General features: G+C 69.0%; 24 protein-coding genes. 11 read left to right on the forward strand and 13 right to left on the reverse strand.

Features of this window, described 5'->3' with window-relative positions:
- Nucleotides 1-175 precede the first annotated feature (175 nt).
- Nucleotides 176-1,138: a zinc-dependent alcohol dehydrogenase family protein gene (locus ABGB10_RS12480; RefSeq protein ID WP_347661027.1), complete on the reverse strand. Its 963-nt coding sequence runs from the start codon at nt 1,136-1,138 to the stop codon at nt 176-178.
- Nucleotides 1,139-1,223: 85 nt separating this feature from the next.
- On the opposite strand from ABGB10_RS12480, the gene ABGB10_RS12485 reads away from it, so the two are divergent.
- Nucleotides 1,224-1,793: a helix-turn-helix domain-containing protein gene (locus tag ABGB10_RS12485; RefSeq protein WP_347661028.1), complete on the forward strand. Its 570-nt coding sequence runs from the start codon at nt 1,224-1,226 to the stop codon at nt 1,791-1,793.
- Nucleotides 1,794-2,049: 256 nt separating this feature from the next.
- Here ABGB10_RS12485 and ABGB10_RS12490 read toward each other — a convergent pair whose 3' ends face one another.
- The 4 genes from ABGB10_RS12490 to ABGB10_RS12505 form a co-directional block, all read right to left on the reverse strand.
- Nucleotides 2,050-2,718 (reverse strand): hypothetical protein, encoded by a 669-nt coding sequence (locus ABGB10_RS12490; protein WP_347661029.1) that lies wholly within the window; start codon nt 2,716-2,718, stop codon nt 2,050-2,052.
- 72 nt (nt 2,719-2,790) lie between these two features.
- On the reverse strand, nt 2,791-2,985 hold the full coding sequence (locus tag ABGB10_RS12495) for a hypothetical protein (RefSeq protein ID WP_347661030.1): 195 nt from the start codon (nt 2,983-2,985) through the stop codon (nt 2,791-2,793).
- Nucleotides 2,986-3,136: 151 nt separating this feature from the next.
- On the reverse strand, nt 3,137-3,622 hold the full coding sequence (locus ABGB10_RS12500) for a hypothetical protein (RefSeq protein ID WP_347661031.1): 486 nt from the start codon (nt 3,620-3,622) through the stop codon (nt 3,137-3,139).
- A gap of 143 nt (nt 3,623-3,765) precedes the next feature.
- Entirely contained in the window at nt 3,766-4,218 is a 453-nt protein-coding gene (locus tag ABGB10_RS12505; protein WP_347661032.1) for a GNAT family N-acetyltransferase, read from the reverse strand.
- Nucleotides 4,219-4,665: 447 nt separating this feature from the next.
- Between ABGB10_RS12505 and ABGB10_RS12510 the strand changes: the two genes are divergently transcribed.
- The 3 genes from ABGB10_RS12510 to ABGB10_RS12520 all read left to right on the forward strand — a co-directional run bounded on the left by ABGB10_RS12510 (nt 4,666) and on the right by ABGB10_RS12520 (nt 9,521).
- On the forward strand, nt 4,666-4,863 hold the full coding sequence (locus tag ABGB10_RS12510) for an ATP-binding cassette domain-containing protein (protein WP_347661033.1): 198 nt from the start codon (nt 4,666-4,668) through the stop codon (nt 4,861-4,863).
- Between the two features lie 262 nt (nt 4,864-5,125).
- Nucleotides 5,126-6,838, forward strand: a complete 1,713-nt coding sequence (locus tag ABGB10_RS12515) for a carboxylesterase family protein (RefSeq protein ID WP_347661034.1) — start codon at nt 5,126-5,128, stop codon at nt 6,836-6,838.
- 526 nt (nt 6,839-7,364) lie between these two features.
- Nucleotides 7,365-9,521, forward strand: a complete 2,157-nt coding sequence (locus ABGB10_RS12520) for a hypothetical protein (protein ID WP_347661173.1) — start codon at nt 7,365-7,367, stop codon at nt 9,519-9,521.
- A 9-nt stretch (nt 9,522-9,530) separates the two neighbouring features.
- On the opposite strand, the gene ABGB10_RS12525 is transcribed toward ABGB10_RS12520, so the two are convergent.
- Genes ABGB10_RS12525 through ABGB10_RS12535 form a run of 3 tightly spaced genes read right to left on the reverse strand, consistent with a single transcriptional unit; the run spans nt 9,531 to nt 10,751 of the window.
- Nucleotides 9,531-9,995: a MarR family transcriptional regulator gene (locus ABGB10_RS12525; protein ID WP_347661035.1), complete on the reverse strand. Its 465-nt coding sequence runs from the start codon at nt 9,993-9,995 to the stop codon at nt 9,531-9,533.
- Between the two features lie 46 nt (nt 9,996-10,041).
- Nucleotides 10,042-10,437: a nuclear transport factor 2 family protein gene (locus ABGB10_RS12530; RefSeq protein WP_347661036.1), complete on the reverse strand. Its 396-nt coding sequence runs from the start codon at nt 10,435-10,437 to the stop codon at nt 10,042-10,044.
- A gap of 2 nt (nt 10,438-10,439) precedes the next feature.
- Nucleotides 10,440-10,751 carry a hypothetical protein gene (locus ABGB10_RS12535; protein WP_347661037.1) on the reverse strand — a complete coding sequence of 104 codons (312 nt, stop codon included), beginning with the start codon at nt 10,749-10,751 and terminating at the stop codon, nt 10,440-10,442.
- 500 nt (nt 10,752-11,251) lie between these two features.
- On the opposite strand from ABGB10_RS12535, the gene ABGB10_RS12540 reads away from it, so the two are divergent.
- The 5 genes from ABGB10_RS12540 (at nt 11,252) to ABGB10_RS12560 (ending at nt 14,805) form a co-directional block, all read left to right on the forward strand.
- Nucleotides 11,252-11,560, forward strand: coding sequence for a GNAT family N-acetyltransferase (locus ABGB10_RS12540; RefSeq protein ID WP_347661038.1), 309 nt, complete (start codon nt 11,252-11,254; stop codon nt 11,558-11,560).
- Nucleotides 11,561-11,780: 220 nt separating this feature from the next.
- On the forward strand, nt 11,781-11,921 hold the full coding sequence (locus tag ABGB10_RS12545; protein ID WP_347661039.1) for a hypothetical protein: 141 nt from the start codon (nt 11,781-11,783) through the stop codon (nt 11,919-11,921).
- Between the two features lie 4 nt (nt 11,922-11,925).
- Nucleotides 11,926-12,828, forward strand: coding sequence for a DUF5996 family protein (locus tag ABGB10_RS12550; protein WP_347661040.1), 903 nt, complete (start codon nt 11,926-11,928; stop codon nt 12,826-12,828).
- Nucleotides 12,829-13,202: 374 nt separating this feature from the next.
- Nucleotides 13,203-14,114: a replication-relaxation family protein gene (locus ABGB10_RS12555; RefSeq protein WP_347661041.1), complete on the forward strand. Its 912-nt coding sequence runs from the start codon at nt 13,203-13,205 to the stop codon at nt 14,112-14,114.
- 244 nt (nt 14,115-14,358) lie between these two features.
- On the forward strand, nt 14,359-14,805 hold the full coding sequence (locus ABGB10_RS12560) for an SRPBCC domain-containing protein (protein ID WP_347661042.1): 447 nt from the start codon (nt 14,359-14,361) through the stop codon (nt 14,803-14,805).
- Nucleotides 14,806-14,970: 165 nt separating this feature from the next.
- On the opposite strand, the gene metH is transcribed toward ABGB10_RS12560, so the two are convergent.
- Nucleotides 14,971-18,486, reverse strand: a complete 3,516-nt coding sequence (metH, locus tag ABGB10_RS12565; protein WP_347661043.1) for a methionine synthase — start codon at nt 18,484-18,486, stop codon at nt 14,971-14,973.
- A 262-nt stretch (nt 18,487-18,748) separates the two neighbouring features.
- On the opposite strand from metH, the gene ABGB10_RS12570 reads away from it, so the two are divergent.
- Nucleotides 18,749-19,618, forward strand: a complete 870-nt coding sequence (locus ABGB10_RS12570; protein ID WP_278139358.1) for a PAC2 family protein — start codon at nt 18,749-18,751, stop codon at nt 19,616-19,618.
- An 82-nt stretch (nt 19,619-19,700) separates the two neighbouring features.
- Here the strand turns inward: ABGB10_RS12570 and ABGB10_RS12575 are convergent, their stop codons facing one another.
- Nucleotides 19,701-20,954, reverse strand: coding sequence for a HEAT repeat domain-containing protein (locus ABGB10_RS12575; RefSeq protein WP_347661044.1), 1,254 nt, complete (start codon nt 20,952-20,954; stop codon nt 19,701-19,703).
- 227 nt (nt 20,955-21,181) lie between these two features.
- Between ABGB10_RS12575 and ABGB10_RS12580 the strand changes: the two genes are divergently transcribed.
- Entirely contained in the window at nt 21,182-21,973 is a 792-nt protein-coding gene (locus ABGB10_RS12580) for a GntR family transcriptional regulator (RefSeq protein WP_347661045.1), read from the forward strand.
- A gap of 288 nt (nt 21,974-22,261) precedes the next feature.
- Here the strand turns inward: ABGB10_RS12580 and mshC are convergent, their stop codons facing one another.
- The 3 genes from mshC to ABGB10_RS12595 all read right to left on the reverse strand — a co-directional run bounded on the left by mshC (nt 22,262) and on the right by ABGB10_RS12595 (nt 24,969).
- The gene (gene mshC, locus ABGB10_RS12585) at nt 22,262-23,500 is read right to left on the reverse strand and encodes a cysteine--1-D-myo-inosityl 2-amino-2-deoxy-alpha-D-glucopyranoside ligase (protein ID WP_347661046.1); all 1,239 of its coding nucleotides are present in this window, start codon (nt 23,498-23,500) and stop codon (nt 22,262-22,264) included.
- A 66-nt stretch (nt 23,501-23,566) separates the two neighbouring features.
- On the reverse strand, nt 23,567-24,385 hold the full coding sequence (locus ABGB10_RS12590; protein WP_347661047.1) for an SCO1664 family protein: 819 nt from the start codon (nt 24,383-24,385) through the stop codon (nt 23,567-23,569).
- A complete protein-coding gene (locus tag ABGB10_RS12595) occupies nt 24,382-24,969 on the reverse strand; it encodes a DUF3090 domain-containing protein (RefSeq protein WP_347661048.1) in 588 nt (195 codons plus the stop codon). Before ABGB10_RS12595 ends, ABGB10_RS12590 begins: the two co-directional genes overlap by 4 nt.
- Between the last annotated feature and the right edge of the window lie 116 nt (nt 24,970-25,085).

The following is a 25,085-nucleotide window of genomic DNA, read 5'->3' on the forward strand; positions in this document are numbered from 1 at the left end:
TCGCCGCATTCTCCCGTAGGACGGAGCCGCCCGGCCGTTCTCGACATCCGGAGCGGCCTGTCCGTCGTGTCGCCGCCGACCAGCCGCCCGCGTCGATCATGAAGTTGTGGTGCCCGGAACCTGGTGTGCAGCGGCTTTCATCACCCGCCACAACTCCATCATCGACCAGAGAGGGTCACGGGGTGAGGACGATTCGCCCGAAGACCTGGCCGGCGTCCATCTTCTGGTGGGCCGCGACCACCTGCTGCAACGGCAGCACCTCGTGCACCACGGCGTGGAGTTCGCCACGGGCAGCGGCGGCGAACTGGTCGCGCCGCACGGCCTGGCGGGCGGGTTCCGGCACCGTCGCGGCACTGAAGGTGGCGAACGACATCGACTTCTGGAATGCGGTCATCAGCCTCGCGCCGAAGTCTGCTGGCGGCTGGCCTCCGACCGCGCCGACGACCACGAGACGGCCGTTGGGGTTGAGCCTGTCGAAGAACGAGGGCATGCCGTCACCCGCGACCACGTCGATGATCACGTCATAGCCGGAGGGACCGTCCGGGCCTCCAACCCCGGAGCGGTCCAGCACCTGGGTCGCGCCAAGGCTGCGCAGCCGACGACCACGCTCGGGCGACGAGGTGGTGACCGCGACGACGCCGGCGCCACAGCGGTTCGCGAGCTGCACCGCCATGATCCCGATGCTGCCGGCCGCACCGCGTACCAGCACGGTCTCCCCGTCCGAGAAGTGCGCGTGGACGAGACCGAAGTGGGCCACGACCCCGGAGCTGCCGAGCGTTACGGCATCGACGACGGAGAGGCCCGCCGGGAGGGGCAGGACCTCCGAGATCGGCGCGACCGCCTGCTCGGCGTACCCACCGCCGGTGCCGGTGAACGCCCACACACGCTGCCCGATCCACCCGGGGTCGACGCCCTCGCCCACGGCGGTCACCGTCCCCGCCACCTCGCCGCCGAGGATGTGACCCTCCCGGAAGCCGTAGGCGGCGAGAGCACCGCTTCGGATCATGACGTCGGCACCCGCCACACCGACCGCCTCGACGGTGATCAAAACGTGTCCCGGAGCCGCAACCGGGTCAGGGATGTCGGTCACCGCCAACCCGCGAGGATCGCCGAACTCCCTGATCGTGACTGCCTTCACTGGTCTGCTTCTCCTCGATCCGAATCGCCAGGTGATCAGCACGAACGGTAGTGGACGCCGGCGTCCGTTTAGCTAAAGTGAGAGCGTGACGGAGCAATTGACTCGAACCCTGCGCTCGGACGCGCTGGACAACCGCCAGCGGATCCTCGAAGCCGCCCGGACGATGTTCGCCACCGACGGCATGGACGTGCCGATGCGCGAGATAGCCCGTAGGGCAGGTGTCGGCCCCGCCACTCTCTACCGCCGATTCCCCACCAAGCAGGCGTTGGCGACCGAGGCGTTCGCCGAGCAGATGGACGCGTGCCACGTCATCGTCGACGAAGGGCTCGCCGACCCGGACCCGTGGCATGGCCTGTGCCTGGTGATCGAGAAGCTCTGCGAGCTGCACGCCCGGGACCGGGGCTACACCACGGCGTTCACCACGGCCTTTCCGCACGCCATGGATCTCGCCGCGAAGCGCGAAGCGGCCCTCGCCTCACTCGCCGAACTGACACGCCGGGCCAGGAGCACCGGCCACCTGCGGCCCGACTTCGTCCTGGACGACCTCATCCTCATCCTGATGGCCAACGGCGGCCTGCACGCCACCTCGACGGACGCCCGGGTGGCCGCCTCCCGACGGTTCGCCGCGCTCGCCATCCAGGCGTTTCGCGCCTGAACGATTCCGGACAGGTGCAGTTCGCCGGCAAGTCCAACTCCCCGGCCCGTCATCGCACCCAGCATGACGGGGCGTGCTGCTCGCGTCGTCGACCCGACGCGCTCAGGCCCGGATCCGGGAACTACAGTCCGGCCGTGGACACCGGAGCCTTTACTGGCATGGCCGCACTGATCTGCGCGGGGCTCGGATGCATCGTCCTGGTGGGCGCCCTGGCGACGATAGCGCTCTGGTGGGGCGGGAAGTGGTGAGCCGGGGTTCACCGGCTGTCCGGTAGGTCCGAGGAGTTGGAGGCACCGGACGCCTCGTCCGCGATGCGGCGCTGCTGGGCCAGATACGCCGCCAGATGCGGATCGACCTGGAGCGTTCCGCCCTGAAAATAGCGGGCGACGGCCCGCCGGGTGGCCTGGTGCTGGAGGTACTCCAGGGCATCAACCCGGCCGCCGCCATACCGGCGCAGCACCGCTATCACTTCTTCGGCGTCGACCGTGAAGTCGTCGAGGGAGAGCAACGAGTACGTACGCCGCCCGTCGTCTTTTCTGGCCGACCGCCCTCTGAGCCGGACGCCGGGAGCCAGGCGAATCTCCAGGCTCCCCCGATCCCAACTCTCCCCGACCTTCACCACCGTCAGCGACTCGACCGACTCCCAGGGCAGTCGCGTCGTGAACCCGCGAAGGCGAAGCGTCAGCCCATCGGCATCCACCTCGATCAAAAAGGGCCACAGAAGAGCAAGGAGAGCAATGAGGGAGACAACAACCATGACCACGCCCACCAACCCGTACAGCGGAGCCTTGTTGTGGAAATGATGGTCAGGATCAGCATTTGCCGCCCGCGCGGCCCACACGACAAGCACGCCGAACACAGCGAAGATGATCCTGTTGCGCCGCACCTTGGCGGTGTTTCGATACAGCCGCTCGCGTCCCTCCACGCGCCCATGATGCAGCTCGCCGGCAAGACCGACTCCCCCGCCCGGCAGGACGAGCCGGTTGCACCACGTCCGTCAGCGCCGGGCCGACCAGGCAGTCGTCTCGAGAACGGGGTGACGCTCGACGGCCTCGATCAGCGACTTCGATCCGCTGACCTTGCTGCCCTGCAGGTCGTAGTCCGTCCACACCATCCAGGACCGATCCTCGGGCCACAGATTCGTCGGTGAGAACCAGTAGCGTCCTCCACGTCCCTCGATCAGGCCCGGCACTGCCGACAGCGGGCCACGCCACACGTGGTGCCTACCCCGCCGCCCCCCGCTTCATGATCAGGGCGGTCTGCGAGCCAGGTCAACAAACTGGCGGGATCCTCGATACGTTCCATGGACACAGTCGCCATGTCCGGCACCGACGCTGGGTCGATCATCGAGGTCGACCCAGCGCCGGGGGCGACAACTGCATCTTCTGCCAGTTGCGGAACACGAAGCGGTGTACCGACTTCAACCCGACCCACAGGGCCGGATACAGAGCCGCGCGGCCGAACCCCCGCACCATCACCGTCGTCGTCCGGGTGACCTGGGTGCCGCGCGTTGTCGGGGCCAACTCGAACACGTCACCGAGCTGGTCGACGAAGCGGTGGAAGCCCAGATCGGTCGACTCCATGTGGAACGCCAACCGGGCCGGCGGCTCCCACGTCGTGATCCGCTGCCGCACCACACCCTGCTCGGACACACACTGCCGGGCGGCGCCCACCTCACCCGGGCCGTCCGGCAGGCGGCACGTCGTCGGCCGAGGCGTACCCAGGTAGAAGACCGGACACCGGGGCTGCAACTCCAGCCGCGAATCGCACAGCGCCGGCCACAACACCTCCGGAGGGTGGGGCATCATCCAGCGCGTACGCACCATCATGCCCGTAACGGTAGCCCCGGTATCGACGGCGCACTGTCCGGTGGGACGGACCACCTGGCGTTGTATTTGGTCATCGGTCGGGGGCTCGACCTCATGAGACTGGGATACCGGTCGGCCGCAATCGACGGCCGACCGGTACGCCGTCAGAGGGCCATGTAGTAGTGGACCAAGGGCAGGGCGGTCATGCCGAGACTGTCGTAGAACGCCCTGGCCGCGTCGTGGAACCGGTCGCCTCCCGTGCCGATCGATACGACCTCGACCCCAGCGTGCTTCATCGCTTCGAAGGCATGTGTGCATAGCGCCGTGCCGACGTGGTGCCGGCGTTGATCCACCGCCACGGCGATGATGTCGATCTCGCCGCTGCGCTTGTCCGGGTTCATCTGCCATGCGGCAAATCCGAGGAGCGTATCGCCGTCCTCGACGACGACAACGTGCTTGTTGTTCTGCGGGTCGTGCAGCCCGACCCACATGTCGCGGTAGTCCTCACGCCAGGTGCCATGCTGGTTGGCCATGATGGCGTCGCCCACGATCGACCGGAACGAGTCCTCGTAGAACGGGCCGAAGGTGGCGATGGTCAATTCGAGCAGTGGCTCCATGTCGGATGACCGAAACGGACGTAGATTCATGGTGCTCAGTGCCTTTCGTCTGAGGGTGCGTCGAACAGCCCGACCTGACCGGTAGGTCGGGCAACTCGCGGCTCAGATCGAGCCGCCCCTCAGAAGCGGATGCGCCCAGCGGCGAAGCACTGCATGATCCGGACAGTACCCGACCCACCCCACCATCCTCACTGTCTGCTGTCCACCCGCCCTGGGGAGCGGCTTGCCGGGGTCGACGGCAGGCGGGATGGCCTACCGCAACCACCCACGGACGCGACCCGAGTATCCGGCAGCAAGGGGTGACGACCAGTGACACGACGTCACATGCGGAGGTGACACGGTGTCACTGACGGGTAAGCCACGCCCGCGCTGTCATGGATACATGCCCCACCACACCCTGTCATCGAAGTCGAACGGCTGAACCTCACCTACGGTGACTTCCACGCCGTGAAGGACCTCTCCTTGGAGGTACGGCCCGGCGAGATCTACACGCTGCTGGGCACCAACGGAGCCGGGAAGTCCTCGACCCTGGAAGTTGTCGAGGGACACCGCAGGCCAACCTCGCACGACCCTGGCCTGGGTCGCCTTCGCCGCCACCCTCCGCCGCCGCGCTTGACCCTGTTGCGGGGGCAGGGTGTCCGCTGATAGGCGACGCGTCATTGTGCGCCCGCCAGTGAAGCGCTTCGCGCGAAACATGTGTCGGTTCTCAATCCAGCAACAGGAGTGAAGAGTGGGAAGCGAGCAGCAACCGCGCCCAATCGGTGTCGTCCAGGAGGGTGCCAGGGTTGGTGGGCGCCGACGGTTTGCGAGGTCCCTCCGCCCCTGGGTCCCCCTGTTCCCGCTGACGGCTATCGCGTTCGTGCTCGCGTGGCTCAACCGAAGTCCGTGGTGGGGTTGGGTACTTGTCGTGGGGCTGCTCGTGGTGCTCGGTGCGACCGTGCGCTGGTGGGCCCGAGGGCACGCGCTGCTCCGGACAGGTGCGTGGCTGCTCGCCGGGACGCTCGTCTTCGCGGCGGCGGTGTTCGCCTATCCACCGCCGCAGACCCGCATCGCTGGCGGCGAGGACCGCTCGCCGTCCGGGCCGGTGCAGACGCAGCAGGGGCCGATCACCGGCGTCTACAACGACGAGCGCACAGTCGAGGTCTTCGCGGGCGTCCCGTACGCGCAGGCCCCGGTGGGGGATCTGCGTTGGCGTGCGCCCGAGCCGCTGAAGCCGCGCGAGGGCGTGCTCACCGCGGACCGGTTCTCCGCTGTTCCGGTTCAGGGCACCTCCACGTTCCTCACGCGGGCGCTCTCGCAGATCGTGGAGGTGCCCCTGGAAGACACGCTCCTCAATCCGTATCCCGTGAGCGAGGACAGTCTCTCCCTCAACATCTGGCGGAGCACGACACCCGCCTCGGAGGAGCTTCCCGTGCTCGTCTACATCCCGGGCGGCGGCTTCGCGACCGGCTCCGGCGCCCTCCCCCTCTACGATGGCGAGGCTCTCGCCTCCCGGGGCGAGGTGATCACCGTCACCATCAACTACCGGCTCGGGGTACTCGGCTTCCTCTCCCATCCCGAACTGTCCGCCGAGTCCGCGCACGACGCGTCGGGCAACTACGGGATCCTCGACCAGATCGCCGCCCTGTCGTGGGTGCGCGACAACATCGCGGCATTCGGCGGCGACCCCGACCAGGTCACGATCGCGGGCGAATCCGCCGGGGGCGAGAGCGTCTGCATCCTCGGTGCGACACCCCTCGCCGAAGACCTCGTGGACGGCATCATCGCCGGCAGCGGAGGGTGCATGGGCACCACGGGGAACACCGAACGCGGCGACCAGACTGACACACGCGAGGCGGCAGAGGATGCCGGCCGCCGCCTGAGCAAGCAACTGGGAGGGGCGACCATCGAGGAGATGCGCGAAATGCCCGTCGAGCGCGTCCTGGACGCGGCGGGCGCGCTCGATGCGCACTGGCAGCCCTCCGTCGACGGCCACGTGCTCGAACGATCGCCGGCGGAGACCTACGCGTCCGGAGACCAACTGGACGTGCCGACCCTGGTCGGCAGCAACGCGGACGAGGCCTCGCTCGCGCTGGCCAGCCCACCGGACACGGACGTCGACGAGTACCGGTCATCCGCGCGCGAGACATACGGTGAGGATGCGGATCGGTTCCTCGATCTGTATCCAGGGGAGACAGCGGAGCAGGTTCTCGAGTCGCTCCTGCGGGTCGAGACCGACAAGATCATGACCCGAGCCATGCGGCGCTGGGCTCAGCTGCAGACGCAGACGGGTGAGTCGGACGCCTACCTCTACTTCTTCTCACACATCCCTCCCGAGAAGGGTCTTGAGAAGTACGGCGCCTACCACGGCGCCGAGGTCGCGTACGCGTACGACAACCTCGGCGCCGACAGCGCCGCCGACTACACGGAGGCCGACTACCGGCTCCGCGACCAGATGAGCGCGTACTGGGTCAGCTTTGTCCGCACGGGCGACCCCAACGCACCAGGCCTGCCGGCCTGGCCGACGGTCGAGCAAGCACCCGACCACGTCATGGAGTTCGCTGGCGGCAGCGGGATGGCACCCCGCCCACGCCCCGACGCCGTCGACTTCTGGATGGACTACGACGGGCCGATCCCCTAGACGAGTAAGTCCTGATCTGGCTGGGGCTGTGGGCGCAGCCGGCGGTCGGCAGTGACCGTCGGTCGCCTCCGTCGGGGCGGACGCGCCGTTGAGCGGTATACCGCAGAGGTATGAATATGACTCTGACCGCACCTACGTGAAGATCGATGACTGGCTCGGGACGTCCTCGCCGGACCGGTACGCCGCCGAAGTCTCCGATGCGGAGTTGCTGACCCCTGGCCGTCGCGCAGGTGCTGCTCGGGGTGCGTTCCTGCCGTCGGCTGCGGAAGCTGAACCACGTTGTTCTTATCTGCCAAGACGTGCCCCCCTTCCCGGACAGGGGTCAACGTCCTGTCCAACGGACCACACCGGGTCAAACACGGAAAATCTGCGCAGCCCCGTCTGTAATAGGCCTGTTCGGGTATGCGCGGCTGGCCAGCGCTTCGCTCCGAGGTCTGTCCCAGCCTGCGAGGTAAGGATGCCGGAATCGTCGCCGTGCCGTGCACCGGGTGGGTGCCATCCGCCGGGTGACGTCGTTGAGTTGCGGGTGCACGGCGTATTGGGTGCCGGCGCGGATGACATCCTGGATCGGCCGCACGTGCAGCGGGTAGCCGGCGACAGCAAGGGCGGCTTCTACCGGCCCCGCAGAGGTTATGGTGACTCCCGAGGCGCCTGCGGCGTGCTGTTGGAGACGTACCGGTGGAGCGATTTGCGGAGCGGAGCCGCCGCGAGGACGCTGTCGCTGGTGTTGCTGTTGCCGTTCATGGCATGCAACGCGGCGGCATGGATGCGGCCGCGGGCGAAGGTCAGCGGCGGTGTGGTCTGGGTAGGTTGCAGGCTGGTCGGCCTGAGCCTCACGGCCCTGTACGTCTTGTCTTTCGTCGGTGTGGCGTTGGACCTGCTCGCCTGCAAGTGCATGTCGCTGGGTAGTTGCCTCGGGGGCCGGACCTGGCTGTCCTGGCTCGGCGGTCAGCCGGTCGGATTGCGCATTGCGCTGCTAGCGCTGGTGCCCGTCGCCGCGATCTGGGTGTTGTGGCTGGTGGGCTCCCGGTGCGGTCGCTGGTACGACAACTTCATCCCTCCTAGGGGTGGGCCGGCCGACACGCCACTGGGCTCGATCGGGACACATGACGCCACGCCGGGAGTGGTGCGACTTCGCTCCATCCATGTGGCGACCGGTCTCGCTGTGCTCGATCTCAGTGTGATTGCGGCGTTGTGGGCTGCTCGTGGACCGAGCCTTCTCACCGTCCTGCTCACGTTCTGCGCCGTGCTCGTCCTTGTCGCCAGTGTCGTACTGCTGTGCGTACCTTCGGTGATCGACGCCGTAGCCGGCACCCCGGTGGTCGATGGGGTGGTCCGTGCCCTGCGGTCGACTGGCGTGGTGGTGACGATCGCCGTCATCGGGCGGGTCGCGTTCGACCGCAGCGAGTGGCCCGCCGGAAACGGGCTGCCCGGTCACGATGTCGCGGTCGTCCTGCTCTTCGGGACGCAGGGCGTCCTGCTGGCGCTGCTCGGGATCGCGGCACTGGTGGGCCGGGATGGCAGCCTTGGGAGGCTGCGCTGGTCGGGTGCGCCGCTGTTCGCGTGTCTGGCGGTGGGACTGGCGGTCAGCTTCGCCACCGAGTTCAACTACCGCGTATCGGATTACCTCGACCGCGACCTGCCCACCCCCGACGTGCTGCCCACCAGCCCCGTTCTGCCGTACAAGTGGACGATGTTCGGCTTCTTCGTGTCGGTCATTGGCGCAGCGGTCGCGGGTGCGGTGATGGTGCTGTTCACCTGGACGCACCGACGGCGGACAGCGGACGGCATCGTCGCGCGTGACTTCCCTGAGGCGGATGCGAGGACGGCCCGACGGCGGGCACAGGTGCGCGACGCAATCGCCCGGGCGCAATTCACGGAACGGCTGTGCCCGCTCGGGCTGACCTACTGCTGCCTCGTCGCGCTGAGCCTGGGTTTCACAGTTCTGGCCCTCGACGAGCTGCAGCCGAGTGTCGCCGTGGAGGGCCTGGTCAGCCTGCCGTCCGATTTCGTCAGTGCGGGCACCCAGTTGGGCAGCTACCTGATGGCGTTGCTGTTCGTCGGTTTGTTCGTCGGAGGGCTGTTCGCCTACCGTACGACCACTTTTCGTCGCTACATCGGCATGCTCTGGGACCTCGGGATGTTCTGGCCGCGCGCCGCTCACCCCTTCGCCCCACCGTGTTACGCCGAGCGCGCCGTGCCCGAACTCGCGTGCCGCATCAGCATGCTGGTCCGGCAGGGGAGGTACGTGTTGGTAGCGGCGCACAGCCACGGCTCGGTACTCGCTCTGGCGAGCATCCTGCAACTAGAGCCGTCCGTGCTCTCCAGGGTCGCCCTGCTGACGCACGGTTCCCCGCTCAGACGCTTCTACAGCACCCTGTTCCCGGCGTACGTGGGCAGGGATGTGCTGAGTGAGGCCGGCCGCCGGTTGGGCTGGCGCTGGGTGAACTTGTGGCGTGACACCGATCCCATCGGCGGCTGGATCTTCACGTCCGGACGCGGGGGTGACGACGCCCTGCGACAGCGGTCCGAGGTGGACCGCCGGCTTCGGGATCCGCAGGATCTCGATGCCCGAGGCCGTGACACGGTTTGGCCCCCGATGTGCGGTCATCAGCCGTGCGTGACCGACGACCGATACGAGGCGGCGGTCTGCGAGCTGTCCGAACGGCTCAGGACCGGCTGAGGATCCGCACTAGGCTTCTGCCTCGTCCAACACTCGAACAACACGCGCGCTGATCCTGCCGAGGGCGGCGACATCAGCTGGGCCCAGGCTATCGAAAAGGACGTCTCGAATGTCTGCACGTTGCGCGCGTAGCACGCGCACCACGAGCAGCCGACCTTGCGAGGTCAAGGTGGCCTCGTAGGCACGTCGCCCCGTTGGCACCCGACCCCGGGTGACCAGATCCTGGCGTTCCAGCACGTTCAGCGTGTGGCTGACGCGGCTGGGCGAGAAGCGCAGCATGCCGGCGAGCGCTTTCAGGCCCAGCGTCTGATTCTTCGCTGCGCTGAGCAGGACCAGCAACTTGAAGTGCCCGTGCGAGATGTTCCCGTCGCGTTGGGATTGTCGTTCCAGCGCGACCTCGAGGAGGTGGGCCGCCAGCACGAAGTCCTGCCATACTGCGGCCCGGTCGGGGTCGTCGTCACGTCGCATGGTCACGGTGTTCATTTTCGCGTCGACGCACCGGCATGTCGACCTTCCGGGCCTACACCATGGCGTTGCCGTTGGCAGAGGCTTCGGCGGTGACGATGTCCTGAACGACGTCCCAGTGTTCCACGATCCGTCCGTTCTCCAGCCGGAAGATGTCGACGATGGCCACAGGGTTCGGGGCCCAGCCACGGACGATGCTGTGGGTGAAGACCAGATCGCCCTGAGCGGCGACCCGTTGCGGTTCCCAGGAGAAGCCCTCCAGCCCCGGGACGACGTTGCGCAAGGTGTCAAGCCCGTTGGGCATCTGCGGGCTGTGCTGGACATAGGGTTCGGCCCAGTATCGGTCGATCGCGGTGAGATCCTTCTCCGCGAACAACTCTCGCATCGCGGTGAGCACGATTTCGGTGTTTCGCTTTGCCTGATCGTCCTGGGCGGCGGGGTGCTGGGTCATGTTCAGGCCTCCCTGATCGTTCCGACGAAGTTGTAGAGCTTGCCGTCGACGGTCACGTTGGAATAGACCGTCCCGTTCTCGAAGTCCTCCAGGTGCGTGACGGTGGCCCCGCTCGCCTCGGTCCAGGAGTTCAGGTAGACGCCTTCACGGATCTCCCGCAGGTTCAGAACCACCGTTTCAGCGTGACCGTCGGGGGCGAGCCCCGCGCCCTGCACTACGACGAAGCTGCCCTGGGTTGGCGAATCAAAGGTGAACCGCACCTTCAGGTCGCCCAGGTCGAAGCGGTAGCTACGCCCTGTCAATTGCCTGGTCATGACATGCCCTTCCGTTGCTCGCGCGGCACGACTCGCCGCTGAGTTGAACTCTCAACTCAGGGGCGCGTTTCGGCAAGGGGTTGGGATGCAAGTCACCCAGGCGCCGCGAGCGGCTCGTGCGGGCCGGGACCCGGCGACCGCCGGCAGGACGGTGGTCGGCGTTGACCCGTTCGACTTCGATGACTGGTTGGTGGACGGTCCGCCTCGAAGCGCGGACGCAGCCGACCCGGTAGTGGCGCCGTGTCATCACCGCATGTGACACCGTGTCACTGGTCGCGGCCGGCTGCTGACGCACACTGGGTGGTGACCGCAGCATCGCCGCGCTTCACCGAGACGACGCGGAGACGCCTGCGCCCGCTCAACTTGGTGACGTCCAACGACGCGTTGTCAACCAGGTCCTGATATCGGGTCGGCCCAGGAGGCCGGTGACATTAAGTGATGCCTCAACTCGACCGAACCAGCGTGGCTTGAGATCCACGCTAAAGACACATGGAGGACACGTGGCAGTAACCGTGAGTGACGTCCCCCAGGCCAAGCGATACGAGGCCCGCATCGAGGGAGAGTCCAAGGTCGCGGGCGTCGTGCAGTACATCCGCACCACGGAACTCGTCGCGTTCTTACACACCGAGGTCTCGCCGGAGTACGAAGGCAGAGGAGTCGGGGCAGCACTGGCCCGCACCGCCCTCGACGAGGCGCGCGCCGCGAACCTCCTGGTCCTGGCCACCTGCCCATTTATCGCGGGGTGGATCGACAGGCACCCCGAGTATCAGGACCTGGTGTACCAGGCCCACAGCAGGGTCAGTGACTGAACGACCGAGCATGGCGGCGACGGAGGCCGCTATGAGCAGCGGAACCAAGACGAAGGCGTACGAGGGCCAGAAGACACTGTCACGTTCGAGGCGGGGCGTTGCCTGCACGCCGCCGAGTGCGTCCGCGGTGCCGCGGCGGAATCCGAGCGGCCGAGGCTGCGATCCGCCAGGCCGCCAACTTCCTGTCCGCCCTTCTGTCGACCCGATGAAAGGTACTGGGATGAAACCCACGATCGTCCTTGTCCACGGCGCGTTCGCCGAGTCCGCCACCTGCAACAGAGTGATCCAGCGGCTGCACGCCGACGGCTGTCCGGTCATCTCCAACGTCACGGCTGCCACCTCGACCGGCTGGGGAGGTTAGGGCGATGCAGAACGCGATCACCGGGTCATGGCCCCGGCTGCGCGTGGCGGACTGGGCCGATACCCGCGACACGCTGCACATGTGGACCCAGATCATCGGCAAGATCCGGATGGCCTACGCGCCGGCGGTCAACCACTGGTGGCACGTCACGCTCTATCCGACCGCGCGCGGTCTGACCACGTCGTCGGTGCCGTACCGCGATGGGGCCTTCGACATCGAGTTCGACTTCCTCGATCACCGGCTTCGCCTGCGCACCAGTGACGGCGGCTCGAGCGACATCGCGCTCGAACCGAAGCCAGTCGCGACGTTCTACGGCGAAACCTTCGAGGCGCTGGCCGCGCTCGGACTCGAGCCGCAGATCCATGCGATTCCCAACGAGGTCGAGATCGCGATCCCCTTCGCCGACGACCACAAGAACAAGTCGTACGACGGGGAGGCCGCGCATCTCTTCTGGCAGCAACTCTCGCAGGCCGAACGCGTCCTCAGCCGCTTCCGCTCGGAGTTCGTGGGCAAGGCAAGCCCGGTGCACTTCTTCTGGGGAGCGATGGATCTGGCCTATACGCGCTTCTCCGGCCGCGTCGCTCCGGCCCACCCGGGCGGCGTGCCCAACTGCCCGCCGGCGGTGATGCAGGAGGGCTACTCGCACGAGCTGGCGAGCTTCGGCTTCTGGCCGGGCGGCGGCGAGGAGGGCGCCTTCTACGCGTACGCCTACCCGGAGCCGCCGGGCTATCCAGAGCGCACGGCCGCCTTTTACGACAAAGACCTGCGGGAGTGCGTGCTGCCCTACGAGACTGTCGCCAACGCGCCCGATCCCGACGCCGTGCTGACCGAGTTCCTCCGCTCGACCTACGCGGCCGCCGCCGACCTGGCCAGATGGGAACGCTCCGCCTTGGAGGCGAAGCGCTAACGTCCTGAGTCGACAGTTCCCATTAGCGCGGTGGTGGAGTGCCGGGGTCCGACGATGCCGCTGACCGATGCCGATCGCCGTCACAGGGTGCAGACCGCAGGACGGCGCAGGCGTCAGCGCGGTGAGGGGCGGGATCGTGCTGGCCTGCCGAGGCAATCTCGAACCCCCCGGTTGCTGCCCAAACTGACGATCGACCGGGGCTCGGTGTGGACCTGCCGGTCACGGTTCCGGCGGCACGGCCCGGACGGGTTGCTCGACGAACCTGTCCGGGCCGGCCACCGGCGGGATGACTGCCCACCGTCATCAGCGGCGACAGTTTCCAGACTTCCTCCCAAGGAGGGGTTCCTTACTTCAATTCCCTGAGGAGATTCCTCATGAGCAGCGATTGCTCCATTCCCGTGTTCCGTCAGTCGACATCCCGAACGCCGTTCAACAAATCTCAGCGACTGTCGCAACTGCGGCGGCTGACCCCGCTCGACCGTGAGCTTCTCCCATGGCTCGCTGAGCACTACGTGCTGTCCACCGCCCAGATCGCCCGGGCACTGTTTCCGTCGGAGCGCTCGGCCTGCCTGCGCCTGGACACCCTGCACCGCATCGACGCCGTGCACCGGTTCGTTGACGTCACCACCGGCGACAGCCAGCACCTCTACACTCTCGGCCCGCTCGGGATGCTCGTACATCCCACCACCTACACCGACCCCGAGCGGCCGGACGCTCGACCGCCGCGCAGCAGCATCGAGCGCACCGCACGCATCATCGGCAGCCCTCGGCTGCGGCACCTGCTCGGCGTCAACCAACTCTTCGTCGACCTGGTCGCCCACACCCGCACCGACTCGCGCGCCCACCTGCGGCGCTGGTGGTCCGAGCAGCACGCCACCGCCGCCTACGCTCTCGCCAAGATCCGCCCCGACGGCCACGGCATTTGGACCGCCGGCGGCCGGACCGTGGGCTTCTTCCTCGAACACGACAACGGCACCGAACCGCTTGCCAGGGTGCTGCGCAAGCTGCGCGCCTACGAGCGCCTCGCCGAGTTCGGCCCCCGATACCCCGTCCTGCTGCGCGTGCCGCACCGCCGCCGTGAGGCTAGCCTGCTCGACGCCCTCGCCGGGGTGCCCACCGCTGTGCCCGTGGCCACCGGCCTGCACGACGAGCACCCCGCCGACCCCGCCTGGACCCTCACCACCGACCCTGGCCTGCGCCGATGGCTGCACGATCTGCCGTCGGACCACGGCCCCCACAACACTGCCACCAACCCCGACCGCTACATCGACCCCGACGACCACTGACCCCCATCTCGCGTGGCGGCTCACCCCCGCTCAGCTTGAACCAGGCGGGCGATCGCCGGCACTGCGTTCCGCCGGCCCAGGCGAGCACGGCCACCGCTCGCCGTAACCGGATCGGCGCGCGCCGGTACCTCTACGAGTGATCCCTTGCTCGAGCGGTACCACGGCCGGCCGGAGATCGTCAGGCTAACGCTGTTAGTCAATAAAGCGGCTAACAGGGTTAGCCGCACTTGGGACGGAGCCAACCATGGGTACAGTCATCAGCACCACGATCGACATCGCCGCCAGCCCGCAGGCCGTGTGGAAGGTTCTCACCGAGTTCGCCGCCTATCAGGACTGGAACCCGTTCATGCGCCGCATCGAGGGCACCGCTGAGGTCGGCACCAAGCTTGTCGTGCACCTGAGCCCTCCCGGGGGACGCAGCATGACCTTCAAGCCCACCGTGCTGACCGCAGACCCGGGCCAGGAACTGCGCTGGCTCGGCAAACTCGGCTTCGGTGGACTCTTCGACGGTGAGCACTCGTTCGTCCTCACCGCCAACGCCGACGGCAGCACTCACCTCACCCACAGCGAGCGCTTCTCAGGTCTCCTCGTCGTCTTGTTCAAGGGCACACTGAAGAACACCCACACCGGGTTCGATGCCTTCAATCAAGCGCTCAAGCAGCGCGTCGAGACCGCCCGCCGCCCACAATGACCGCCGAGGCGCCGACCGCCGCAGCCACCGCCCGGACAGATCGGCGTGCTGAACTCATCGCCGCCGCGCGTCACCTGCTGGAAACCGAGGACGCCGCAGCGATCACCTCCACTGCCTCGGCGCCGCGCGGACGGCCGAAGACGTCATCCAGGGCACCTGTGCCCGCTACTTGGCGTTGAAGTAGCTGGCCTCCGGGTGGTGGACCACTATCGCGTCGGTGGCCTGCTCCGGCATGAGCTGGAACTCCTCGGACAGCTCGACACCGATCCGGTCCGCGCCGAGCAGGTCCACGATCTTCGCCCGGTCCTCCAGGTCGGGGCAGGCCGGGTAGCCGAACGCGTACCGGCAGCCCCGGTAGTCGTTGCGCAGCAGGCCCGCCAGGTCCGTGGGGTCGTCGTGGCCCAGCGGACGCCCGTCGGGCAGGGTCATCTCGGCCCGGACGCGCTGGTGCCAGTACTCGGCGAGGGCCTCGGTGAGCTGCACCGACAGCCCGTGCACCTCCAGGTAGTCGCGGTACTCGTTGCGGGCGAACAGCTTCGCCGCGTACTCGCTGACGGGTTGCCCCACGGTGACCAGTTGCAACGCGACCACATCGAGCTGGTCGCCCTTGGGCTTGAAGAAGTCCGCCAGGCAGAGCCGCCGCTCCTGCCGCTGCCGAGGGAAGGAGAACCGGGCGCGCTCCGCGTGCCCGTTCTCGTCGAGCACCACCAGGTCGTTGCCCTCGGAGTACGCGGGAAAGTAGCCGTACACCACGGCTGCCTCGAGCACCTGGTCGGCGATCAGCCGATCCAGCCAGTACCGCAGACGCGGTCGACCCTCGGTCTCCACCAGCTCGTCGTAGGAGGGTCCGTTGCCGCCCCGGGCGCCGTTGAGCCCCCACTGGCCGCGGAACGTGGCCCGCTCGTCGAGCAGCGCCGCGTAGTCGGCCATCGGCACACCCTTGACCACCCGGGTGCCGAAGAACGGCGGGGTGGGCACCTCCACGTCCAGGGCCACGTTGGAGCGGACCGAGGAGTCGTGCAGCTCCGGCAGCGACTCGGTGACCATGGTGCGCTGCCGTTCCCGGCGGGCGCGCCGGGCCGCGAGGGCCGCCTCCCGCTCCGGGTCGATCACCGGCGCGCCGCCGCGCTTGGCGGTCATCACCTTGTCCATCAGGGACAGACCCTCGAACGCGTCCCGCGCGTAGTGCACCTGCCCGGGGAACATCGACCGCAGGTCGTCCTCGACGTACGCGCGGGTCAGCGCCGCACCACCCAGCAGGACGGGCCAGCGCTCCGCGACCCCGCGGGTGGCCATCTCGGCCAGATTTTCCTTCATGATGACGGTGCTCTTCACCAGCAGCCCGGACATGCCGATCGCGTCGGCGCGGTGCTGCTCGGCGGCGTCCAGGATGGCACTGATCGGCTGCTTGATGCCGATGTTCACCACCTCGTAGCCGTTGTTCGACAGGATGATGTCGACCAGGTTCTTACCGATGTCGTGCACGTCACCGCGCACGGTGGCGAGCACGATGCGGCCCTTGCCGCCGTCCTCCGTAGTCTCCATGTGCGGCTCCAGGTAGGCCACGGCGGTCTTCATCACCTCGGCGGACTGGAGCACGAACGGCAGCTGCATCTGGCCGGAGCCGAACAGCTCGCCGACCACCTTCATGCCGTCCAGCAGGATGTCGTTGATGATCGACAGTGGGGACCGGCCGCCGGCCATCGCCTCGTCCAGGTCGACCTCCAGGCCGTTGCGCTCACCGTCGATGATCCGCCGCTTGAGCCGCTCGTCCAGCGGCAGCGCCGCCAGCTCCTGGGCCCGGCTGGCCCGGGCACTGGTCACGTCGACACCCTCGAAGAGTTCGAGGAACCGCTGCACCGGGTCGTACCCCTCGCGCCGCCGGTCGTAGACCAGGTCCAGGGCGACCTCGCGCTGCTCGTCGGGGATCTTCGACATCGGCAGGATCTTGCTGGCGTGCACGATCGCCGAGGTCAGACCGGCCTGCACACACTCGTGCAGGAACACCGAGTTGAGCACCTGCCGAGCCGCCGGGTTGAGGCCGAAGGAGATGTTCGAGATGCCCAGCGTGAAGTTGACCCCCGGGTAGCGGCGGGCGATCTCCCGGATCGCCTCGATGGTTTCGAGGCCGTCGCGGCGGGTCTCCTCCTGCCCGGTGGCGATCGGGAAGGTCAGCGCGTCGATCAGGATGTCGGAGCGGTCCAGGCCCCAGCGGCCGGTCAGGTCGTCGATCAGCCGCGCCGCGACCCGCACCTTCCACTCCTGGGTGCGCGCCTGCCCCTCCTCGTCGATGAGCAGCGCCACCACCGCGGCACCGTGCTCGCGGACGATCGGCATCACCCGCGCGTACCGGGAGTCGGGGCCGTCGCCGTCCTCGAAGTTCACCGAGTTGACCACGCACCGGCCGCCGAGCATCTCCAGCCCGGCCTCGACGACGGCCGGCTCGGTGGAGTCCAACATGATCGGCAGCGTCGACGCGGTGGCGAACCGGCCGGCCAGCTCCCGCATGTCCTGCGTGCCGTCGCGGCCGACGTAGTCCACGCACAGGTCGAGCAGGTGGGAACCGTCGCGGGCCTGACTGCGGGCGATCTCCACACAGGCCCGCCAGTCGCCGGCGAGCATCGCCTCGCGGAACGCCTTCGAACCGTTGGCGTTGGTCCGCTCCCCCACCATCAACACCGACGCGTCCTGGGCGAACGGCACCGGGTGGTACACCGAGGAGACACCCGCCTCGTGCCGGGCCTCGCGGGCCGGGGCGGTGCTGCCGTGCAGCCGCTCGGACAGCACCCGGATGTGCTCCGGCGTGGTGCCACAGCACCCGCCGACCAGCCCCACGCTGTACTCCGTGACGAACCGCTCCAGGGCCTCGGCCAGCTCAACCGGGGTCAGCGGGAAGTACGCGCCGTCGGCGGTCAGCACCGGCAGGCCGGCGTTCGGCATCACCGACAGCGGGATGCGGGAGTGCTGCGACAGGTATCGCAGGTGCTCGCTCATCTCCGCCGGGCCGGTCGAACAGTTGAGCCCGATCAGGTCCACCCCGAGCGGCTCGATCGCGGCCAGGGCGGCACCGATCTCGCTGCCCACCAGCATGGTGCCGGTCGTCTCGACCGCCACGTGGCAGATGATCGGCACCGACTGGCCCAGCTCGGCCATCGCCCGCTTGGACCCCACCACGGCCGCCTTGACCTGGAGCAGGTCCTGGCAGGTCTCGATGATCAGCGCGTCCGCGCCGCCCACGATGAGGCCGGCCGCGTTCTCCTGGTACGCGTCGCGCAGGGTGGCGTAGGCGGCGTGCCCGAGGGTGGGAAGCTTGGTGCCCGGCCCGATCGAACCCAGCACGAACCGGGGTCGTTGCGGGGTGCTGGCCGCGTCGGCGGCCTCCCGCGCGATGCGGGCGCCCGCCTCGGACAGCTCCCGGATGCGCTGCGGAATGTCGTACTCGGCGAGGTTGGCGAGGTTGGCGCCGAAGGTGTTGGTCTCCACACAGTCCGCGCCGGCGGCCAGGTAGGCGTCGTGCACGCCGCGCACGACGTCCGGTCGGGTGACGTTGAGGATCTCGTTGCACCCTTCGAGCCCGTCGAAGTCGTCGAGCGTGAGGTCCGCGGCCTGCAGCATCGTGCCCATCGCGCCGTCGGCGATGAGAATCCGGTGGGCCAGCACATCCATCAACGAAGTCCGCACCCGTTCAGGTTAGTGCGGTCCCCACCGCACGCAGCGGTCCTCCACGCGCGATCCCATATTGTGTCGCCGGGATCACGCTGTCTGGTTCGTTCGTGTATGACCGGTCGCCGGTCCGGTGGACCGGCGCGGCCGACGGGCCGCATCCCTGCCCGGCACGTAGGCTGGCGGACGTGAAGGACAACAGGGACGCCGCTGTGCCACACGGTACGACGCCCGGGCGCGATCCCGGCGCCGACCGCGACGAGCAGGGTGAGGTGACGGCGTGACCGAGTTCGACGGACTGCCGGTGCTGCGGTCCCCGGTGGCCATCGCCGCCTTCGAGGGCTGGAACGACGCCGCCGACGCCTCCACCGCCGCGGTGGAGCACCTGGAGCAGGTCTGGAACGCCCGGCAGATCGCCGAGCTGGACCCGGAGGATTTCTACGACTTCCAGGTCAGCCGGCCCACCATCACGATGGCCGACGGGGAGACCCGCCGGGTGGAGTGGCCGACGACCCGGTTCATGGTGGCGAGCCCGGAGGGCACCGACCGTGACGTGGTGCTGATCCGCGGCATCGAGCCGAGCATGCGCTGGCGGACGTTCTGCGAGCAGGTGCTGGAGATCTGCCACAGCCTCGAAGTGGAACGGGTCGTGCTGCTCGGCGCGTTGCTCGCCGATGTTCCGTACACTCGGCCGCTGCCGATCAGCGGCAGCGCCTCCGACGCGCAGGCCGCCGAGCGCTACCAGCTCACCCCCACCCGTTACGACGGTCCGACCGGCATCGTGGGCGTGCTGCACGACGCCTGCTCCCGCGCCGAGGTGGACGCCGTCTCGTTCTGGGTGCACGTCCCGCACTACGCCAACAACCCGCCCTGCCCGAAGGCCACCCTCGCCCTGCTGCACCGGGTCGAGGAGGTCGTCGACCTGCCGGTGCCGATGGCCGACCTGGCCGAGGAGTCCGCCGAGTGGGAGCAGCGGGTGCGCAGCGCCGCCGAGCAGGACGCCGAGTTGGGCGAATACGTTCGCGAGTTGGAGGAACGGGTCGGCGACGAGGGCATCACCCCGTTGACCGGTGACGAGATCGCCCAGGAGTTCGAGAAGTACCTGCGCCGACGGGGCGGTTCGGCCGGCCCCACCGCCGGCTCCTGGTAGCGCCCTCCCCGCACCGCCGCCCGGGCCCCGGACCTCGCGTCCGGGGCCCGTTTCGTCGCCGTCCCGCGGCGGCCACACCGTGTCAGTCGGACATCCACGCCCTGGCCACACGGGTGAGGTTGGTCCGCACGTAGGCGTCCGTCTCGGTCTCGAGCATGCGCCGCATTGCCGGCAGAAGTGCCCGCTCCGCCCGCTTCTCAGCGGTCTGCACCGCCTGCCGCCGGACTCGCGGATCGTCGTCGTCGAGCGCGCCGGCGAGCAGGTCGACAACGCCTCCCTGCACCCGCGCAAGCAGGTAGGTGGCGAATTCACGAGATCCGGCGTCCGGGCCGGCGACGAGCCGTGCGAGGTCGGCCACCGTCATCGTTCCGGTGTCGGCCAGCGCCTGCATCGCCCTGCGCCGCACCTCGCGGTCGGGGTCACCGAGCAACACACGCGCCTGATCGGCAAGATCAGATACGTCCAGAGCGGCCAGGAATCCGATCACAGTCGCCCGCACCGGTGCCTCGACGTCGGCCAGCCTCGCTCGTGCCGCCGGCTCCAACCCAGCCGCCCGGTGACGCGCTCCGACACGCAGAGCAGCCTCGCGTACCAGGGGATCGTCGTCGGCAACCGCCGCGGCGAGGCCACGGACACCTGTCGGGCTGAGAGCGGGCAACGTTCCCAGCGACCGCGCAGCTCGCGCGCGACGGTGTGGGGACGGATCATCGGACAGGATGCCCAGCAGCCGCGCCTCGTCGCCGGGTATCTTCTCCCCGAACCAGGTCACGTCGTAGCCGGCCACAAGCTCGTCGAGCCAGCGCTCGTACCAGGACAGAAAGTCCTCGTCCTCCAACACGTACGGCGCTGGGGCACCGTTGAGGTCCACGTTGACGAGGCGACCCCAACCCGGTCCGGAGACCACCAGCAGGGTGTAGCTGGTACAGCCGTGATGCACGATCGCCAAGGTGCCCTGCTGCGGGTCCGGGCGGTCATCCGGCCCCCAGAACCCGTCCCACCAGTCCGGCTCGTACCGGGTGCCGGGCACGAACGGGCTGGGGGCAGCCAGATGCCCCGCGAACGAGTCGGACACCTGTTCGTACGCGTCGGCCAGCGACAACAGGCCGTAGCCGGGGCCCGCTCCCCCGTCGCCGAGCCCCAGGATGAACCTGCGGTAACCCTCCGGTAGGGCGATTCCGTGCTGGGTCTCGAAGGACGACACCCTCGACTCCGGCGGCGGCGGCCTCAGCTGGTAGCCGTGCGTCTTGGCACCGAACGCGGTCAGGAACCGGAGAGGGCTTGCGGCCACCATGTTCAGCTGTGCGCCGATACGGGACAGCTGCGCGTCGCTGACCATGCCCCTCCCCCGGCTCGACATGCTCCCGGCCTGTCACCCCGCCGGTCACAGCGGCCTTCAGCTCGGTGCATCCTGCCATGACCGATTGCCAGCCTGTGTGCCTGGAACGTTTGCGGGTCCGGCCCGGGGCGGTGTCTGGGCCGGAGGAATCGTCCCGCGTGTCCGGGGTGGCGCGGTCACAACCCCTAGGGCATCCTAGGAACCTAGCTGTGATCAAGGAGGCGGGTATGCAGATCAACCCCGGCGCGGCCGAGTTCCCCCACCGGCAGATCGCCGCGCAACTCAAGCTCCAGGTTCGCCGCGGTGACTGGGGGCCGGGCGAGCGGCTGCCATCCATCCCGGCCATCGCCGAGATGTTCGGCGTCGCCAAGCAGACCGTGCAACGCGCCGTCGACCAGCTGCGGGTTGAGGGCATCCTGATCACCAAACCCGGCTCCGGTACGTACGTCCGGGGCACCCGCCGCCGCCTCAACCGCCTCTCCCGGGGCCGGTACGGCGGCTTCCGCGGCTACCACACCGACCTGGCCGCCCGATACCGCCAGCAACTCGTCTCCGTCGGGCTCGCCCCCGCCCCCGCCGAGGTGGCCGACGCATTCGGCATGTCCGACGGCACCAACCTGCTCTGCCGCCGCCACCTCGTCCGCACCGACGACTCCCCCGTCGAGGTGGGCGCCTCCTGGTTCCTGCCCCGCGACACCGCCGGCACCTCGCTGGAGCGCACCGAGGCCTTCGGACGTCCCCTCTACCAGGAGGCCGAGGAGGCCACCGGCCGGCGGTACGTCTCGGCCACCGACACGATCAGCGCCCGCCAACCCAGCCGGGAGGAGGCCGAGACGCTCCAGATCCGGCCGGACACCCCGGTGCTGCACCTGCTGCACATCGCGTACGACGCGAACCGCAAACCGATCGAGGTGGCCCAGGCGACCTGGCCCGGCCCGATGACCACGCTCACCGAGGAATACAAGATCCCCGCCCCGACCCCCGATCCGGAACCGGACCCCGGCCTGGTCCTCGGCTGACCTGCCCGGCCCGGAGCTGGCACGGCCCTGCCCTGGCACGGCGATCTTGCACTTTCTGTCGCCATTTTGCCCCGCTTGGCAACTTTCGAAAGTTGCAAGATCGACAGCGAGGCATTCGGGCGAGGCTCGCAGCGTCGTGCCCCGCCCCGAGCGCTCCGTCGATCATGGAGTTATGGTGCCTTACATAAGGGGCGCAGCTCCGCAAACCGACCACCACAACTCCATGATCGACCCAAGCCGGGGCGAGCCAGCGCGGGGCGAGCCAGCGCGGGGCGAGCCAGCGCGGGATTAGAGGCGGATGCCCAGGAGGGCGTCCACCGTCTTCGCGAAAAGGGCCGGAGCCTCGGGATCGTCCGCCGCCCCGGCGAGGGTCGCCTCGGCCCAGCGGTCGGCGACCGCCAGGGCACCGGGAGTGTCGAGGTCGTCGGCCAGGCGTGCGCGTACCCCGGCCAGCAGCTCGGCCCCGGACGGCCCGGCGGGCGCGGCGGCGGCCTGCCGCCAGCGGGCCAGGCGCTCCTGGGCGGCGGTGAGCAACTCGTCGGTCCAGGTGCGGTCGGCGCGGTAGTGCCCGGAGATCAACGCCAGCCGGATCGCCATCGGGTCGACCTTGTCGGCGCGCAGCCGGGACACGAAGACCAGGTTGCCACGGGACTTGGACATCTTCTCGCCGTCCAGGCCGATCATCCCGGCGTGCACGTAGTGCTCGGCGAACGGCGCCTGACCGGTGAGCCGCTCGGCGTGCGCGGCGGACGCCTCGTGGTGCGGGAACAGCAGGTCGTTGCCGCCGCCCTGCACGTCGATCCGGTCGCCGAGCAGGTTCAGGGCGATCACCGCGCACTCGATGTGCCACCCGGGGCGGCCCGGCCCCAGCTCCCCGCCCGGCCAGGACGGCTCCCCCTCGCGGGCACCGCGCCACAGCAGCGGGTCCAGTGGGTCACGCTTGCCGGCCCGGTCGGGGTCACCGCCGCGGTCCGGGAAGATCTCCAGCATCTGCTCGCGGGTCAGGTTCGACTCGTAGCCGAACCTGCCGGTGGCGGAGATGTCGAAGTAGACGTCGCCCGTGCCGTCGTCGAGTCGGTACGCGGCACCGTCCTTGACGAGCACCTCGACCTTGTCGGCGATGTCCGGGATCGACTCGACCGCACCCACGTAGTGCGCCGGCGGGATGATCCGCAGCGCCTCCATGTCCTCCCGGAACAGTGCGGTCTCCCGCATCGCGAGGACCACCCAGTCCTCGCCGTCGCGGGCGGCCCGCTCCAGCAGCGGATCGTCGATGTCGGTGACGTTCTGCACATAGCGCACCGGACGGCCGGCATCGCGCCACATCCGCTGCACCAGGTCGAACGTGATCATGGTTGCGGCGTGGCCGAGGTGGGTCGCGTCGTACGGGGTGATGCCGCAGACGTACATGCTGGCCGCATCGGCCGGGTCACTCGGCTGCACGCTCTGGCGCGCCGAGTCGTACAACGCCAACGGCACGCCCGTGCCCGGCAGCCGTGGCACCTCGTGTCCCGCCCAAGACTCCATGGGATCAGCCTAACCAGCCCGACGACGCCGCCGGAGCGCCCCACGGGTGATCAAGATGACAGCGGTTCACATGGGTGGCCAGGGCATCGCCGGCCAGTCCTCCGGTGGCTGTGGGAAACGGCAAGCCTCCCGCAGCCGGTCGATCCGGGAGGCCAGTTCGGCCACCTCGCTGATCGTAAGGTGGTCGGCCAACTCAGCGCCGAGCGCTCCGGCGACCTGCCCGGCGAGCCCGTCGAGCATCTCCACGGCGTCCGGGGGAAGCTGCCCACCGGCCCAACCCCAGAGCACCGTCCGCAGCTTGTCCTCCACGTGGAAGCTCACCCCGTGGTCCACGCCGTAGATCCGGTCGTCCGCGCCGACCAGCACGTGACCGCCCTTACGGTCGGCGTTGTTGATCACCGCGTCGAGCACCGCCAGTCGGGCCAGTCGCGGGTCTTCGGCGTGCGCCAACACGTACGCGCTGCCGTCGTCGTCCCGCGCCGCGGCGATCGGGAACCAGCGGGGCGGCAACTCGTCGGCCGGCAGGAACCCGACCAGCGCCTCGGCGTCCTCCGGCTCGTCGATCCACAACTGGCAGGAGCCGGGGCCGAACGGGCCGTCGCGCAGCACGGTGGGCGGCACCAGGCCCCAACCCGTCGCCTCGGAGACCAGGTACGCCGAGACCTCCCGGCCAGCCAGGGTGCCGTCGGGAAAGTCCCAGAGCGGTCGTTCGCCACGCACCGGCTTGTAGACACAGCGGGCGGTGACCCCGTCCAGGGTCAGGATGCCGCGCAGCGTCGTGTTCGACGCGTCGACCAGACGACCTTCCAGGTCGAGCACGCCGTCGCGCAACAGCCGAAGCGCGGCGTCACCGTCCTGGCGAGGCTGGAGGCCGGACGAGGTCACCGGTGGTAACCGTTGTGCCGCGGGCAGAGGTGCCCGGCGGGGTCCAACGGTTGGCCGCAGAGCGGGCACGGCGGCCGGCCCGCGTTGACCACTCGCCGGGCCCGCTCGATGAACTGGCGGGTCGCCTGCGGGGTGAGCCGGACCCGGAGCCGATCCAGGTCCTCGTCCGGCTCTTCGTCCTCGTCGTCGTCCTCGTCCTCGTCGTCGTCCTCGTCGCCCAGCTCGACCTCGGGCTCCACCTCGCCGGCGGCGATCGCCTCGATCACCACGGTCGCGGTGTCCACGTCGAAGGCCAGGCCGAGGGTGCCGACCCGGAACTCCTCGTCGACCGGAGTGTCCAGCGGCTCGTTGTCACCGATCACCGGCGCCAGCTCGGGCAGGTCCACCCCGAAGCGACGCTGCGCCTCGGTGAGCAGCTCTTCCAGTTTCTCGGCGAGCAGGGACACCTGGACCTTCTCCAGCGCGACGCTGACCAGCCGACCGCCGCCACGGGCCTGCAGGAAGAAGGCGCGCTCTCCCGGCGGGCCGACAGTCCCGGCGACGAACCGCTCCGGCGGTTCGAAGGCATGCACCTGGTGGGTCATACCCACGACCCTATCCGGCCCGCCATGGCACCGCGCACCCCACCGACCCGAATCGCCGCAGCGGCGGCGCGCCCGGCGTACCAGCGGCTACACCCGGGCGTGGCGGCTCGGCCGCC

The sequence above is a fragment of the Micromonospora sp. B9E7 genome (genome assembly GCF_039871815.1).
Classification (GTDB): domain Bacteria; phylum Actinomycetota; class Actinomycetes; order Mycobacteriales; family Micromonosporaceae; genus Micromonospora.